The organism is Wenyingzhuangia fucanilytica (assembly GCF_001697185.1).
In the GTDB taxonomy this organism is placed as follows: Bacteria; Bacteroidota; Bacteroidia; order Flavobacteriales; family Flavobacteriaceae; genus Wenyingzhuangia; species Wenyingzhuangia fucanilytica.
On record NZ_CP014224.1, the window covers coordinates 1617194 to 1632194 of the forward strand.

Sequence of the window (15001 nt, forward strand, 5' to 3'; positions counted from 1 at the left end):
AAATTTAAAATTTACTTGTTTTTTACTTTTAAATTTACATACATTTGTAAAACAAACGTCATTATTACGTTTATTGAAAAAACAACTAATTCTTTAAGATGATGATCAATTATATTTCTAAATTAAAAACTATTGATAACAAAAAGGCTAGTATTTTAAGAATGTTAACTTTATTTATAACTGTATTAAATATACAAGCACAATCTAAAGAAGAAAACTACAAGGCTTTTACAGCTGGATTACATATAAAAAACATGCATTTATGGCATGGGTTTGTAGTGCATCCTGGAGCCATGATTGCTACCAATTTAGAATTTAACTCTAAAGACAAAAAATTAAATTTTGGGGTTTGGGGAGGTGCTAGTTTTTCAGGAGTTGATGTAACCAATAATACTACAGGAGAAAATACAAACTCTTATTATAAGGAATTTTCAATTTATACATCTTATAAGTTTACAGATAAGTTTTTTGTAGAGGCCGTATCTCACAACAACTATACAGGCGTTGAAGAAAGAGGTGATAACCTACATTATTGGAGTTACGATGTTACTCAGGGATATAATTTTGTTGATGTTAATTTGGGATATAAAATTACACCAAATACACTACTGTACTTAGCGACTATTATTGGTGGAGGTTCTGGTGATTATCAAATACAAGATGATGGCTCTAGAAAAAACTCATGGACTCATTACTTTGAAGTAAAAAGTAAAGTATGGGAACAAGGAAATACTAATCTATCTCTGTTTGCAGGTGGCGCATGGTCTTTTTTAACAGACAAAACTTTTTACACCAATAACAAAGGGAACATTATAAATGTTGGAGCAACATTAGGGAAAAAAATAAATATAGGAACCTATAAACTACCTGTTGAAGTAACAGCTATGTGGAATCCAGAACAAGAAAAAACAGTTCTTCAGGTTGATTTAACTATCTTTTAGAATAAAACAAAACTCAATATATAAAAACGATAAAATCATGAAAAAAATAACCACAAAAAGTGCTTTTAAGCGATTATTAAAACCATTAATATTAGGAGTTTTATTAATCGGATTGGCAAGTTGTGCCGAAAAAATTAACAAAGAAAAATCTTCTGACACTCAAAATGAAAAAGTTTCTGGAGAAATATTTAAAAGCGATATAGATCTTAAAGGTAAAACGATAGGATATTGTACGCCAACATTAAACGCACCATACTATCAAGCTTTATTACAAAGTATTAAAGCTACTACAGAAAAAAATGGTATGACTTTTTTGTCTGCTGATGGTCAAGATGATATTAATAAACAAATTGCAGCTGTGGAAGATTTAATCACTAAAGGTGTTGATGCTTTATTATTAAATCCAAAAGATCCCGAAGCTTTGGTTGGTGTTACAAAAATGGCTAAAAAAGCAGGGGTTCCAGTTTTTATTATAGATAGTTCTATCAACCCTTCAGCAGAATATATAACTACCATTCAATCAAATAACTTAGCTAACGGAGCATTAGCAGGAGAGTGGTTGGCAAAAAAGTATGGAAAAAATGATATGAACATTGCTTTGTTAAGCGGTAATGCCGGAAACCCTGTAGGTAGAACTCGTAAACAAGGATTATTACAAGGAATTACAGAAGAACAATTACGCAGCTTAGGTTACATTAATTTAAATGTAAAAACACAAGCTTATACAGATTGGTCTTATGCAGGTGGACTTAAAGCAATGGAAGATATTTTAGTAGCTTTTCCAGAAGTAAATGTAGTTATAACAGAATCTGATGTATGTGTATTAGGTGCCATAACAGCTATTAAACAAGCTGGAAAAACAGATGATATTTTAATAGTTGCTGCTGCAGATGGACAAAAAGAAGCTATAAAATATATAATGGATACTGATTTTTATGGTTGTACAGCAATGAATAGCCCAGTACAAATAGGAATAAATGCTGTTAAATATGCTGTAGAATATATGAATGGTAAAAGGGATTTCTCTAAAACATCTTTTACAGAGCCATTGTTAATCACTAAAGAAAACGCAGCAAAATATTACAATCCTAAAGCAATATTTTAACCTTAAAACTTATTTGATATGCAAAATATAAAACATGATTACCGACTTGAAATGTCAGGAATATCAAAAAGTTTTGGTGTTGTTTCGGTACTCAAAAACGTGAATTTAAAAGTAAAGCCAGGAGAAATCCATGCTTTACTTGGAGAGAATGGTGCAGGAAAATCTACATTGATTAAAATTCTAAGTGGAGTGCATCATAAAGACAGCGGTAAAGTTTTGCTAGATGGGCAAGAAATCAATCCTAAAAACACACACGAAGGGCAAGTACTAGGAATTAAAGTGGTCTTTCAAGAACTGTCTTTGGTTAACGATTTGTCTGTTGCAGAAAACATTTACCTACACAAATTAGGAGCTAGTAAATTTTGGATGAATTGGAAAGAAATCACTCAAAATGCACAAGAATTAATTGACTCTTTGGGCTTTAAAATAGATGCTTCTGCTACCGTTAGAGATTTAAGTATTGTTCAAAAACAAGTTGTAGAAATAGCCAAAGCGTTGTCAGAAGGAACCAAAGTATTGGTTTTAGATGAACCCACAACAGTTTTTGATCCAACTGATACCAAAAAGTTGATTGACAATTTGTTCCGATTAAAAAAAGAAGGGATTTCAATTATTTACATTTCACATCATTTAGAAGAAATTTTTACAGTTGCAGATACCATTACCGTGTTGAGAGATGGTGTAGACACAGGTTGTGTAGCTACCCAAAACACAAATACTGATGATGTTATTAAAATGATGATTGGTCGTGAGTTAAAAGATTTATTCCCTGTAAGAAATGTAACTATTGGAACCAGTCCTGTATTAGAAGTAAAGGAATTAAGTGCCAAAGAAAATATGGTACACAATGTATCTTTTAATGTAAAACCAGGAGAAGTTGTAGGAATAGCTGGTTTAGGAGGAAGTGGACGAACAGAATTGGCCAAATTAATTTTTGGTGCAGAAAAAAAGAAATCGGGTAAGTTGATTTTAGAGGGTAAGGAAATAAAAAATGGAACTCCAGCCCAGGCAGTAGCCAATAAAATAGGATTTGTATCCGAAGATAGAAAAGAAGAAGGAGTTTTTTTACCACTGTCTATCAAAAAGAATATTAGCGTTACCAACTTTAATTTTATATCAAACAAGTTTGGATTTTTAATGCCCGATAAAGAACAAAACAATGTAAGTTCTTTGATTGATAAACTAAAAATTAAAACTCCTAATTCAGAAATTGAAGTAAAAAACTTAAGTGGAGGAAATCAACAAAAAGTTGCTTTGGCAAAATGGTTAAGCATTGATAGTAAAGTAATTATTATAGATGAACCTACAAGAGGCGTAGATGTGGGAGCTAAAATAGAAATTTACAATTTGATTAACGAAGTAGCCGAAAAAGGAGTGGGAGTAGTAGTAATATCTTCTGACATGCCTGAGATTATGGGAATTGCAGATAGAATATTAGTAATGCACACAGGTACCATTTATGGTGAATTATCTAAACAAGAATTTTCAGAAGAAAACATTTTACGTTACGCAATTGGAAAACCATTAAAAGAATTAAGTATTTAAAAAAGAACAGATTATGGCTTTAATTATAAAACAACAATTAAGCAGCCCAGGAGGATGGCTTAAATTTTTAATCAAACACAACACTATTTTTATTTTTATTTTGCTGGTTATTTTTTCAGCATGTATTTCAGATGTGTTTTTTACCTCTGTAAACCTATCAAACTTATTAAAACAAGTATCAGGAATTGGTATTATTAGTATTGGTATGTTGATTGTGATTCTTACCGGTGGTATAGATTTATCGGTAGGTTCTATGGTGGCATTGCTCGCAGTAACGTTTGCCATTTTAGTCAACTTGGTTATTTTGCCCTTGGCTATTTTAGGTACCATTGTTATTGGTTTTGCTTTGGGGAGTATTGCAGGATATTTGGTTGCTTTTCAAAAAATGGCTCCTTTTATAGCTACATTGGCTTTAATGACCATTGCCAGAGGATTAGGATTTATTTATTCTAAAGGATCTCCAATTATTTTTGAAACCAAAGGAGGTTTGTTCATGTCAAATTTTGCAAACAACTCAACATTAGGAATTCCTAACATTGCCATTGTGTTTTTTATCATTGTAATTGCAGCCATGGTAATGTTAAAACAAAATGTATTTGGTAGGTTAATTATTGCTATTGGTAGTAACGAAGAAGCTTCTCGTTTGTCTGGAATAAAAGTAAACAAGTACAAATTTTTAGTGTATGCAATTTCTGGAGCTTTGGCAGCAACAGCCGCTATTATTGTAGCTTCTAGAACCAACTTAGGATCGCCAAACATGGGAATGGCTTGGGAGTTAGATGCCATTGCAGCTGTAGTAATTGGTGGGGCTAGTTTAAACGGAGGAAAAGGAACTGCGTTAAACACCCTAATGGGAGTGTTAATTTTAGGATTGATTAGCAATATTTTAAACCTATTAAATGTACCCTCTTATCCGCAACAAGTAGTAAAAGGAGCTATTATAGTGTTTGCTGTTTTATTACAACGTTTTGAGAATAAATAAAAAATAAGAAAATGAATACATATCAATTAAACAATAAAAACTTGACTTTATTTAAAGATCAAGTTGCCATACCCCAATACAATAGAGCAGAGGTAAAAACTGGAATTGTACACGTAGGAATTGGTGGTTTTCACAGAGCACACCAAGCTTTGTATACCGATGATTTATTACACCAAGAAGGAAATAATGATTGGGGAATTTGTGGAGTAGCCTTGTTAAAATTCGATCAAAAAATATACAATACTCTTAAAGAGCAAGATGGTTTGTACACCTTAGTTGTAAAAGAGTTAGATGGAACCTTATCCAAAAGAATTATTGGTTCTATGGTAGAAACTTTGTTTGCTCCAGAAAATCCATCAAAAGTAATTGAAAAAATGGCGAGTGATGAAGTAAAAATCATCACATTAACCATTACAGAAGGAGGATATAATTACAACGAAGCTACCAGTGAGTTTGATGCTGACAATCCACAAATTTTACAAGATATAGCCAATCCTTTAAACCCTATAACCATTTTTGGATATTTAACCCAAGCGTTAAAATTAAGAAAAGAAAGAGGTTTAGATGGAATTACCATTCAGTCTTGCGACAATATTCAAGGAAATGGACACATGACTCAAAAAATGTTGTTGAGCTATGTAAAAATGGCAGAACCTACTTTGGTCGGTTGGATAGAAAACAACGTGTCTTTTCCAAACAGTATGGTAGATAGAATTACCCCAGCTACCACTCAAAATGATGTAGAAGAATTAACAAAAACATCTGGTATAGATGATGCTTGGCCAGTGGTTTGTGAGCCTTTTAAACAATGGGTTATAGAAGATAATTTTGTAGCGGGTAGACCTGCTTGGGAAAACGTAGGTGCACAGTTTGCTAAAGACGTTGTGCCTTATGAAAAAATGAAGTTGAGTTTATTAAATGCAGGGCATTCTGTATTAGGAATTTTAGGAGCTTTAATAGGTTACAACACCATTGATGAAGTGGTGCACAACAAAAATATAGCGACTTTTTTAAAAAACTACATGGATAAAGAAGTTACTTCTACTTTAGGAACTTTAGAGGGGGTAGATTTAGAAGTGTACAAACAATCTTTGATAGAACGTTTTGGAAACATCAATATCAAAGATCAAATTGATAGAATTTGTTCAGAGAGCTCTGCAAAAATTCCAATTTTTATTCTACCAACGGTCAATACACAACTAAAAAACAAAGCAAATATAAAGCATGCAGCATTTGTTTTAGCAGCTTGGGCTGTATACAGTTTAGGAAAAAACGAAAAAGGAACGGATTTAAATATTAAAGATGCTTTAAAAACTACGCTGCACCAAAAAGCGATTGCTGCTCAGCAAAACTCTACACTATTTTTAGAAATAGAAACTGTTTTTGGAGATTTGAGGAAAAACGATGTTTTTGTGCAAGCATTTGCAAACGCATATGATAATATTGTAAAAAAGGGTGTTGAAAAATGTGTGATTGACATCAATCAGTCTATCTAAAAACAAGAAAAAATGAAAAACATAGTTTGTTTTGGAGAGGTGCTGTGGGATGTTTTTCCAGAGCATAAAAAAATAGGAGGAGCTCCTTTAAATGTTGCTGTTAGACTACAATCTTTAGGTAATCATGTAAGCATGATTAGTAGTGTGGGGCAAGATGCGGATGGTGATAAAATCATAGATTTTGTAAAAGAACACAAAGTTGATGCGAGCAATATTCAAATCAATCCTGCACAGCAAACAGGAAGTGTAGCAGTAACTTTAGACAATGAAAGATCGGCTACTTATGAAATTGAACACCCTAGAGCTTGGGATAAAATTGAATTGTCTGAAAAAGCCATAAATAGAGCCAAAACTGCAGATGCTTTTATTTATGGAAGTTTGGCAGCTAGAGATTTGGTTTCTAGAAACACCCTTTATGAATTGTTAAAAATAGCTCCTTATAAAATTTTTGATGTGAACTTAAGAAAGCCACATTACAGTTCAGAAATTTTAAATGAGTTGATGCATCAAGCAGATTTTATAAAATTTAATGATGATGAAATTCTAGAAATTGTAAAGAATTATACTGCAGTTATAAATACTGTAGAAGAAGCAATTCAGTTTATTGCCCAACAAACCGGTGCAACTTCAATATGCGTAACCAAAGGAAGTAAAGGAGCGGTGTTGTATTACAGTGGAAAACTTTATCAAAATCCGGGTTATAAAATTAAGGTTGTTGATACGGTGGGAGCTGGAGATTCGTTTTTAGCTTCGTTAATCAATCAATTATTAAATAATTCAAGTCCACAAAAAGCCATTGATTTTGCTTGCGCTGTGGGAGCTATTGTAGCGAGTAGAGAAGGAGCAAACCCCAAAATAGATAAAAGTAGTATTGATGCTTTAATGATGGTGTAAGCTATACATCATTAAAAAAGTAATAATTAAAATAAGTTTATATATACTTCTTTTTATTTGAGTTTTCACCTTGTAAACTAACGTTTTAAACTTAGTTACAAGGTGTTTTTATTTTGTTGATTCTCTTTTGATTAAAGCAGTTTCTAGCTGGATTATTTCAGGAGTAATGGTTAAACTATTCTTAATATCTTTAATCTCTTTATATAATTGATTAAATGCTATTTGTCCCATGGTATACCCAGGCTGATCAATAGTTGTAATGGTTGGAGAAATGACAGATGACATAAACCAATTACTAAAACCTACAATAGATATTTCATCGGGAATTTTAACTCCTAATCTATTAAACTCTGAAATAGCCCCAATAGCCACTAAATCTGTATTGATAAAAATACCATCTACATCATTGTGTTCTTTGTACAGCTTGGCAGCATTCATTTTACCATCATCAAAACTATTTTCATCACAATCATTTAAATACACTAAACTAGGGTCATATTCCATCCCATTGTCTAACAAGGCTTTTTTGTAACCTAAAAATCTATCTATAGAATTTTGAGGTAACAAAGGCCCTCTAAAATGAGCAATGCGTTTACAACCTGTATCTATTAAGTGTTGAGTAGCCATATAAGCTGCTTTTTGATCATCAATAATAATTTTAGAACATTTTACCAACTTTGCAATTTTATCAAACATTACCAAAGGTTTATCTTGATTAATGACTGCATTTAAATGTTTAAAATCTGCAGTTCCATTGGCTAAAGAAATTAAAATACCATCTACTCTATGGCTCATTAACAATTCTATTTGTTTTTTTTCTAACTCATAAGATTCGTTAGATTGTAGTATAATTACCAAATAACCAACTTTTTCTGCTTCAGAAATAATTCCTTTAATCACATTAGAAAAAAAATGATGTACTACTTCTGGAATAACCAAACCAATAGTTTTAGATTCTTTGGTTCTTAGGTTTACAGCAAAAGAATTGGGAGTATAATTTAACGTAGCAGCCAGTTCTTTAACCAAAGCTTTGGTTTTTGGACTTACATCGGGATAATCTTTTAAAGCTTTAGAAACAGTAGTAACAGATATGTTTAATTTATCTGCTATTTCTTTTAAGGTAACAGGTTTCATATATATTTTTTGATAAATAAATATACTAAAAATAACTTTCGAAAACGTTTTAGGTGATTTCGAAAACGTTTTCGTTACAAAACATTCATTTTTTAGACAATTACACTCATAATTTAGCAATAGAATTACTTAAATTATTAACTATTAACAAAAATAACTATTATGAAAAATTCAACTCAATTTAAATGGGGTCTTTTATTTGTGATGCTATTATCAGTATCATCCATAATGGCACAAACTACTATTTCAGGAAATGTTAAAGATCAAAACGGTGATCCATTGTTAGGAGTAACGGTGTTATTAAAAGGAACTACTCAAGGTACTGCCACAGATTTTGATGGAAACTATAACATTACGAATGTAAAAGACGGAAACTATACATTAACTGCAGAATTTTTAGGATATTCTAATTATTCCAAATCAGTTAAAGTTCAAGGAAAAAATATAACACTTAACTTTACCATGAACGCAAGTTCTGAATCGTTAGACGAAGTTATTATTACCGGAGTTGCTACTCCTAAATCTAAAATAGAATCTAGTGTTTCTGTAACTACTATGAAACCATCAACAATTACACAATCTGCCCCTAGATCTACTGCAGAAATCTTTAGAACCATTCCAGGTATTCGTTCAGAATCTTCTGGAGGTGAAGGAAACTCTAATATTGCAGTAAGAGGGGTGCCAATTTCTTCTGGAGGATCTAAATACGTACAGTTACAAGAAGATGGATTACCAGTGTTATTATATGGTGACATTGCTTTTGGTACTGCTGATATTTTTACAAGATTTGATAATAACGTGGCTAAAATTGAAGCTATTCGTGGAGGTTCTGCTTCTACATTAACCTCTAATGGTCCTGGTGGAATTATTAATATTATTAGTAAAACAGGAGAAATTGAAGGAGGATCTATAGGAACAACTTTTGGTGTTGATTATAATTCTTTTAGAACTGATTTTGATTATGGAACTGAAGTAAACGATGGATTATTTATTCATACAGGTGGTTTTTATAGAGTAGGAGAAGGAATTAGAACTACTGGATTTACAGCTAATAATGGAGGACAATTAAAGGTAAGTTTAACAAAAAAATTTGACAACGGACATGTTAGATTGTATGCAAAATATTTAAATGATAGAACGGCTGCTTACATGCCAGTACCTATTAAAGTAACAGGAACAAATAGTAATCCTACATGGGAAGATGCTCCTAATTTTAGTGCCAATAGAGGTTCTATTCACAGTGCCAATCTTACTCAAACATTACGTACAGGTGCAGATGGAGAAACTACTAGAGGGAATGTAACAAACGGAATGCACCCAGTATCTACTTCAGTAGGATTTGAAGCTAGTTTTGATTTGGATAATGATTGGAAAATTACCAACAATGGACGTTTTTCTGTAAACAAAGGAGCTTTTATTACTCCATTTGTAGAAAGTACAGCTACTGCAACAGACATGACAGCTACTTTAGGAGGAGCATTAACCTATGCTAGTGATGGAAATGCTGTAGATGGAAATGCATTGGTAAACAGAATACACATGTTTGATGTTGAGTTAAACAACTTAAATAATTTTATGAATGATGTAAAATTATCTAAAACGATAAACAACATTAGTATTACAGCAGGATACTTTAAATCTATTCAAAACATTTCTATGTCTTGGTTGTGGAATACTTATGTACAAGAAGTTTCGGATGACAATGCTAGATTAATTAATGTTGATGGATTAAGTGAAAATGGTTTGTTAAATTATGGAACACCAGCATGGGGGAACTTACAACGTAATTACGATACTCAGTACAATGTATCTGCACCTTATGCACAAATTTCTGTAGATGCAACTGAAAACTTAACGATTGATGCAAGTGTTAGATATGATATGGGGAAAGTAAGTGGTTCTTTTGCAGGAGGTAAAGAAGGTGCTATTGATGTAAATGGCGATGGAACTATTTCTACAGCAGAACAAACAGCACATGTAATAGACAATGCAAACCCAACAGCTGTAGATTACGATTATAACTATATGTCTTATTCAGCTGGTATTAACTATAAATTTTCAGAAGATCAATCTGTATTTGCAAGATATAGTAAAGGAGCTTCTGCTAAATCTGATCGTATTTTATTCTCTGGATTAAACTATTTAAATGGAGATAAAATCAATGCATTAGACTTTTTAAGTCAAGCAGAAGTTGGATTTAAAAGAAACCTAAGAAGAGGAGCTGTATACGCAACTGCTTTTTATGCAACTACAAATGAAGAAGGTGGTTTTGAAGCATCATCAAACAGTATTATAGAAAATGACTACAAATCTATGGGACTTGAATTAGAAGGGTTTTACAACTTTGGTGATTTTAACTTAAGAGGGGCTGTAACTTATACAAAAGCAGAAATTACTTCTGGAGCAAACAAAGGAAACAAACCAAGAAGACAACCAGATTTTATTTACAACATTATGCCATCATATAACTTTGGTAGCACAAAACAAAATTCTGTAGGGTTAAGCTTTGTAGGACAAACAAAAGCATATTCACAAGACTCTAACGAATTAGTAATGCCAAGTTTTGTAATTACTAGTGGATTTATAAACTATGCTATTACAAAATCATTAAACGCAAACTTATCTGTAAACAATATTTTTGATTCAATAGCTATTACCGAAGCAGAAGAAGGAAGTATTACAGATAACCAAGTAAACTATGTTAGAGGTAGAACTTTACCAGGTAGATCAATTAGTTTAGCTTTAAAATATCAATTCTAATTTCTAAACTAATATTATTAAAGAGTTGATGTTTAAAAGACATCAACTCTTTAAATAAAAGAATCTGTTTTTTTAATTCATAAAAACAAAGCTATGTTCCAAAAAGTAAAATTAAGTTTCTGGCAAATATTAAATATGAATGTGGGGTTTTTCGGAATCCAATATAGTTTTGGATTACAACAAAGTGCCGTAAATCCTATTTATGATTTCTTAGGAGCTAGTCCACATGAAATTCCATTATTAAATCTTGCAGGCCCTGTAACAGGTTTATTAGTACAACCTATTATTGGTGCTATTAGTGATAAAACATGGTCTCCTAGATTTGGACGTAGAAAACCTTTCTTTTTAATTGGTGCATTAATGTGTAGCTTGTGTTTGATAGCATTTCCATTTAGTAGTACTTTATGGATGGCTGCAGGTTTATTATGGATTTTAGATGCAGGAAACAATACTGCAATGGAGCCTTACAGAGCTTTTATTGCTGATAAATTAGATGACGAACAACAACCTTTAGGGTTTCAAATGCAAAGCTTTTTTACTGGTTTTGGACAAACATTAGCCAACTTATCATTGTTTATTTTTCCAATGATTTTTATAGGAAAAACAGGATCATTACCTACTTGGGTTTATGCATCATTCTTTTTAGGAGCTGTTTGTTCTATTGGTTCTGTTCTTTGGAGTATTAAAACAACCAAAGAAATTCCACCAACGCCTGAAGAACTAACCAAAATGAAAGCTGAAAAAGGGAGTGTATTTCAACCTCTAATAGAAATATTTTCAGCCATAGGAGGTATGCCTAAAATTATGTGGCATTTGGCATTAGTCTATTTATTTCAATGGTATGCTTTGTTCTGTTATTGGCAAAATTCATCAAAAAGTATTGCATTGTCTGTATGGAATGCTACACCAAAAAGCAATCCAGAAGCCTATGAACAAGCGGTAAGCTGGACAGGATTGGTTAATGGTTGGTACAATATTGTAACCTTTTTAGTAGCCTTTTTATTAGTAGGTTACACTAAAAAATATAGTGCCAAAACAGTGCACACAGTCTGTTTGTTATTAGCAGCTGTAGGGTTTTTAGTATTTCCACATATTGAAGATAAAAATCTACTGTTTTTTGCAATTACAGGTTTTGGAATTGGATGGGCAAGTATGATGGGAATACCGTACTTGATGGTTGTAGCAGATATCCCAAAAGAGCGTTACGGAGTTTATATGGGTATTATTAACATGATGATTGTGATTCCTATGATTATTCAAAACTTATCTTTTGGATATATCTTAAAAAACTTTTTAGATAACGATCCTCGTCAAGCTATTACGTTTGCAGGTGTATTATTGCTAATTAGTGCTGTTATTACAGTATTTATGAAAGCTAAAAAAGCAACAGATCACACAATAGTTGCAAGTCATCATTAACAAAAAAAATATGAAAACTAACATAAAAAACATAGATATTCTTTGTGTTGGAGAGGTGTTGATTGATTTTATTGGACACCAATCAAACGTACAAATAAATCAGACAAAAGATTATCATAGATATTTAGGAGGTTCTCCTACAAACGTTGCAGCTTATTGTTCTAAACTAGGGTTAAAAACTGCTTTAGTAGCTAGTATTGGTAAAGATGGATTAGGTGATTTTGTGATAGAAAAATTACTTAAAAATAAGATTGATATACAGTTTGTAAATCAATTACCAAACAAATCAACTAGTGTGATATTTGTTTCAAGAACAGACGGAACACCTGATTTTATTCCTTATAGAGATGCCGATTACTGCATTACCGAAAATCAGATTAGTAAAGAAACTTTATTAAATACTAAAATATACCATACCACTTGTTTTGCTTTGAGTAAAGATATTGCACAAAGCACCATATTAACTAAAGCTAAAGAAGCTTATGAGTTGGGATGTCAACTAAGTATAGATATTAATTATTCCGAAAAAATTTGGGATAGTAAAAGAGAAGTTTTGGATGTGGTAAAAGAATATTGTCAATACAATCCGTTAGTAAAAGTAAGTGAAGATGATGTGTTTAGACTTTTTAATAAAACGTTATCTCATCAAGAAATTTTTGATTATTTCCATGAATTAGGAGTAAATACTATTTGTTTAACCTTAGGAAGTAAAGGAGTTGTTTTATCTAATAAAGGAGAGGAAATAATTGAATTACCCGCAGTTAAAATAGAAAAAATAGAAGATGCTACAGGAGCTGGAGATGCCTTTTGGTCTGGTTTTTTAACTAGTTATATTAAGCAAGACCCATTACAAAAATGCTTAGAAACAGGATTAAAAGTTGCAGCCATCAAATTACAAAACATTGGTGGTTTACCTGATCATATTCAGATATAAAAAGAAATCAACATGAAAAAAGAAATCAATCAAAATATAAATGGAGTTATGTTAAATGCATATCCTGATAGTGTTGGAAACAACTTACAGGACATGATTACCATGCTTAAACTCCCAGAGTTTAAAAATGCATTTTCATTATTTTACATATTACCTACCTTTTTTAATAGTGATCTAGATAGAGGTTTTTCTATTATTGATTACAATATCAATAAAAAACTTGTTTCTAAACAGGATTTAGTAGATTTAGAAAACTTGAATATTTCTTTAAAATTTGATATTGTTTTAAACCATTTATCTGTAGCCTCTCCACAGTTTAAAGATTTGTTAAAACATGGATCATCATCTAAATACAAAGATTTTTTTATTGATTGGAATGAGTTTTGGAAAGAAGAAGGAGTTATGAGGGCAGATGGAGTAGTGGTTCCAAATAAGGAGCATTTAGATAAACTTTTTATGCGTAAGTCTGGTTTACCTATATTAAAAGTTCGTTTCCCTGATGGAACGGAAAAGCCTTATTGGAATACTTTTTACCAAAAAGTTGAGTACAAAACTATTGAAGCTATTGATTTAAATAAAATCAAACACATTACCATTAAACAAGCCAATGAAGTTTGTGAGATCATCAACAAAACGATAAAGCAAAATAAAGATGTTTTTGATGTTGATTTAGGAGAAAACAATAGATATAAAGAAGAAGTATTACAATTAGTAGCTCAAAATCGTTCTTATTTAGGCCAAATGGATGTTAATGCAAAATCTCCATTGGTTTGGGAATTTTACGAAGAAACTTTAAAAAAATTAAGTGACTATGGTTGTAAAATATTACGTTTAGATGCTTTTGCTTACTTACACAAAGAAATTGGTCAAACCAACTTTTTTAATGAACCTGGAACTTGGGAATATTTAGATAGAATTAAACAAATTGCACAAAAGAACAATTTAACTTTATTACCAGAAATTCATGCAGAATACGGCTTAGGTTTACATGAAGAAGTAGCTAGTAAAGATTATCAGATTTATGATTTTTTCTTACCAGGACTAACCATCCATACATTAGAAAAAGCAGACTGTACAGCTTTAATTACTTGGGCAAAAGAAATCATAAGAAAAGGTTATAGCACGGTTAATATGTTAGGTTGTCATGATGGAATCCCTGTGTTAGATTTAAAAGGAAAAGAAGTCAATAATACTTACAACAAAGGACTTTTAAAAGATACTGATATAGAATCAATTATGACCACTATTATGGACAGAGGTGGAAGAGTAAAAAACTTATATGATGCAGAAGGAAGAAAAATATCTTACTACCAAGTGAATGCTACTTTTTACAGTGCTTTGGGAGAAAATGATCAAAAGATGTTATTGGCTAGAGCCATTCAATTATTTATGCCTGGAACTCCACAAGTGTGGTATTTAGATGTTTTTGCAGGTGCCAATGATTATGAAGCTGTGGAAAGAGGAGGGAAGGATAGTCATAAAGAAATTAATCGTACAACCTTAAGTTTAGAGGATATTAAAGAAGGATTGAAAAAAGATTTGGTATTAAATCAAATAAAATTAATTCAACTTAGAAATACACACAAAGCTTTTTTAGGAAAAGTAGAGATCATAGAAACTACTCCCGATCAAATAAATATCAAATGGGTTCATCATGATGAAGTAGCACATTTAAAGGCTGATTTAAACACACTAAAATTTAGTATAACAAGTACAGAAAAAGGAAAATCAACAACAATCAACATATAAGTTTATACCCTTTATATTTTGAGTTTTCACCTTGTAAACTAA

The 15001-nt window shown here is 31.6% G+C and carries 11 protein-coding genes; 10 read left to right on the plus strand and 1 reads right to left on the minus strand.

Translation table 11 applies throughout. The annotated features are described in order from the left end of the window. Positions 1–98 precede the first annotated feature (98 nt). Genes AXE80_RS06665 through AXE80_RS06690 form a run of 6 tightly spaced genes read left to right on the plus strand, consistent with a single transcriptional unit; the run spans position 99 to position 6963 of the window. Positions 99–941 carry a hypothetical protein gene (locus AXE80_RS06665; RefSeq protein ID WP_068825627.1) on the plus strand — a complete coding sequence of 281 codons (843 nt, stop codon included), beginning with the start codon at positions 99–101 and terminating at the stop codon, positions 939–941. A 37-nt stretch (positions 942–978) separates the two neighbouring features. Then, positions 979–2046, plus strand: coding sequence for a substrate-binding domain-containing protein (locus AXE80_RS06670; RefSeq protein ID WP_068825630.1), 1068 nt, complete (start codon positions 979–981; stop codon positions 2044–2046). Between the two features lie 18 nt (positions 2047–2064). Beyond that, a complete protein-coding gene (locus tag AXE80_RS06675) occupies positions 2065–3591 on the plus strand; it encodes a sugar ABC transporter ATP-binding protein (protein ID WP_083194603.1) in 1527 nt (508 codons plus the stop codon). Between the two features lie 13 nt (positions 3592–3604). Then, positions 3605–4573, plus strand: coding sequence for an ABC transporter permease (locus tag AXE80_RS06680; protein WP_068825632.1), 969 nt, complete (start codon positions 3605–3607; stop codon positions 4571–4573). Positions 4574–4584: 11 nt separating this feature from the next. Next, entirely contained in the window at positions 4585–6069 is a 1485-nt protein-coding gene (locus tag AXE80_RS06685) for a mannitol dehydrogenase family protein (protein ID WP_068825634.1), read from the plus strand. Between the two features lie 12 nt (positions 6070–6081). Further along, positions 6082–6963, plus strand: a complete 882-nt coding sequence (locus AXE80_RS06690; protein ID WP_068825636.1) for a carbohydrate kinase family protein — start codon at positions 6082–6084, stop codon at positions 6961–6963. Between the two features lie 108 nt (positions 6964–7071). On the opposite strand, the gene AXE80_RS06695 is transcribed toward AXE80_RS06690, so the two are convergent. Continuing rightward, positions 7072–8097: a LacI family DNA-binding transcriptional regulator gene (locus AXE80_RS06695; protein WP_068825638.1), complete on the minus strand. Its 1026-nt coding sequence runs from the start codon at positions 8095–8097 to the stop codon at positions 7072–7074. A gap of 162 nt (positions 8098–8259) precedes the next feature. Between AXE80_RS06695 and AXE80_RS06700 the strand changes: the two genes are divergently transcribed. From AXE80_RS06700 to AXE80_RS06715, 4 genes are all read left to right on the plus strand, one after another. After that, positions 8260–10857: a TonB-dependent receptor gene (locus tag AXE80_RS06700; RefSeq protein WP_068825640.1), complete on the plus strand. Its 2598-nt coding sequence runs from the start codon at positions 8260–8262 to the stop codon at positions 10855–10857. 93 nt (positions 10858–10950) lie between these two features. Beyond that, the gene (locus tag AXE80_RS06705; RefSeq protein WP_068825642.1) at positions 10951–12276 is read left to right on the plus strand and encodes an MFS transporter; all 1326 of its coding nucleotides are present in this window, start codon (positions 10951–10953) and stop codon (positions 12274–12276) included. Between the two features lie 10 nt (positions 12277–12286). Further along, entirely contained in the window at positions 12287–13210 is a 924-nt protein-coding gene (locus AXE80_RS06710; RefSeq protein ID WP_068825644.1) for a carbohydrate kinase family protein, read from the plus strand. Between the two features lie 12 nt (positions 13211–13222). Beyond that, positions 13223–14959: an alpha-amylase family protein gene (locus AXE80_RS06715; RefSeq protein WP_068825646.1), complete on the plus strand. Its 1737-nt coding sequence runs from the start codon at positions 13223–13225 to the stop codon at positions 14957–14959. Positions 14960–15001 lie beyond the last annotated feature (42 nt).

What these genes read in the sequence shown, in the direction of transcription:
- AXE80_RS06665 (WP_068825627.1), top strand. Translation starts at nt 99, where the DNA reads ATGATGATCAATTATATTTCTAAATTAAAAACTATTGATAACAAAAAG.
- AXE80_RS06670 (WP_068825630.1), top strand. Translation starts at nt 979, where the DNA reads ATGAAAAAAATAACCACAAAAAGTGCTTTTAAGCGATTATTAAAACCA.
- AXE80_RS06675 (WP_083194603.1), top strand. Translation starts at nt 2,065, where the DNA reads ATGCAAAATATAAAACATGATTACCGACTTGAAATGTCAGGAATATCA.
- AXE80_RS06680 (WP_068825632.1), top strand. Translation starts at nt 3,605, where the DNA reads ATGGCTTTAATTATAAAACAACAATTAAGCAGCCCAGGAGGATGGCTT.
- AXE80_RS06685 (WP_068825634.1), top strand. Translation starts at nt 4,585, where the DNA reads ATGAATACATATCAATTAAACAATAAAAACTTGACTTTATTTAAAGAT.
- AXE80_RS06690 (WP_068825636.1), top strand. Translation starts at nt 6,082, where the DNA reads ATGAAAAACATAGTTTGTTTTGGAGAGGTGCTGTGGGATGTTTTTCCA.
- AXE80_RS06695 (WP_068825638.1), bottom strand. Translation starts at nt 8,097, where the DNA reads ATGAAACCTGTTACCTTAAAAGAAATAGCAGATAAATTAAACATATCT.
- AXE80_RS06700 (WP_068825640.1), top strand. Translation starts at nt 8,260, where the DNA reads ATGAAAAATTCAACTCAATTTAAATGGGGTCTTTTATTTGTGATGCTA.
- AXE80_RS06705 (WP_068825642.1), top strand. Translation starts at nt 10,951, where the DNA reads ATGTTCCAAAAAGTAAAATTAAGTTTCTGGCAAATATTAAATATGAAT.
- AXE80_RS06710 (WP_068825644.1), top strand. Translation starts at nt 12,287, where the DNA reads ATGAAAACTAACATAAAAAACATAGATATTCTTTGTGTTGGAGAGGTG.
- AXE80_RS06715 (WP_068825646.1), top strand. Translation starts at nt 13,223, where the DNA reads ATGAAAAAAGAAATCAATCAAAATATAAATGGAGTTATGTTAAATGCA.